General features: G+C 42.3%; 2 protein-coding genes. Both read right to left on the bottom strand.

All coding sequences use genetic code 11. The features are described from left to right. Nucleotides 1–802 (bottom strand): type VI secretion system contractile sheath large subunit (gene tssC, locus R7035_RS25715; RefSeq protein ID WP_318146379.1); only part of this gene is annotated, 802 nt, incomplete at its 3' end. Next, nucleotides 802–1,131: type VI secretion system contractile sheath small subunit (tssB, locus tag R7035_RS25710; protein WP_318146378.1), on the bottom strand; the 330-nt coding region annotated here is incomplete at its 5' end. The genes tssC and tssB, both read right to left, overlap by 1 nt.

Here is a 1,131-nt window from a genome sequence, read left to right as displayed (position 1 = left end):
CCGACACAGGATCCACATCAAACTCTTCAAAGCCAAACGCTTCTACAGGAGAGGTAGCTTGGCCGTATGGTAAGCGAGCTAATACTTTAGGCATCGTTAAGCTTACAAAACGAGAATCTGCACTTTCACGGAAAGAGCGCCATTGCGCATATTCCAACGACTCAAAGACTTTATCTAAATCGCGCGGTTTAGATAGTTCTGTCCACTCATCAAAACCAAATAGCGCAGGAGAAGCAGCAGACAAGAATGGTGAGAAACCCGAAGCAGCAACATTCGACATTAAACGCAAAGACTCAATATCTTCTGGATGGTTTGTAAACTCGTAGTCACCAATTAAAGCACCATACGGTTCACCACCAGCGCTACCAAATTCAGATTCGTACACTTTTTTAAAGATTTGACTTTGATCGAATTCAACCGCTTTACTTAAGTCTTTATGAAGCTCTTTCTTCGTGATGCTGATCATGCGAATTTTCAGCGTAGAACTTGTCTCAGAATTCATGACTAAGTAATTCAGCCCACGCCATGAGCCTTCTAACTTTTGTAGCTCAGGATGGTGCATAACTTCAGAAAGCTGCTCTGAAATCTGTCTATCAAGCAAATTAATCGCTTCACGGAAAGTTACGGTTAGGTTTTTATTCCAAGAAACCGTCCCCTTCATCGCTTCTTCAGTCAGTGTCTTGATCAGCTCTTCTGCTCTCGATGCTTCTGTTTGTTTCGTCGCACCAATAGCCTGTTCAAGAAATGAAGTGGTTTGTTCACCCACCGTAGGATCGAGTTGTTTTTCAACTTGAGTCGTCATTATTCTGCTCCCTCAGTACTTTCTGATGGCGCTTTTTTGCCAAGATCTAGCTCACCAGCTAGTTTTGCCAAATTGTCTGTATTGTTGAGAACTTCTTCTAGGATGTTTTCAAGTTCTTCCGAACGGTCGACTTTAGTCATCAAGTCTCGCAGTTTGTTACGAGTTTCCATCAGCTGACGCAATGGTTCTACTTGATTGACAATCGCTGCTGGTTCAAAGTCTTGCATCGATTTAAAGCTCAGTTCAACCGCAAATTCAGAATCGTCATTTGCTAACTTGTTTGCGACTTTGAACTTAACCGATGGACTCATCTTTTTAAGTACATCATC

It is taken from the genome of Vibrio sp. 1731 (assembly GCF_033339955.1).
Classification (GTDB): Bacteria; Pseudomonadota; Gammaproteobacteria; order Enterobacterales; family Vibrionaceae; genus Vibrio; species Vibrio alginolyticus.
The sequence above is the reverse complement of the archived record's forward strand: the minus strand, read 5'-3'. Positions and strand labels throughout refer to the sequence as shown.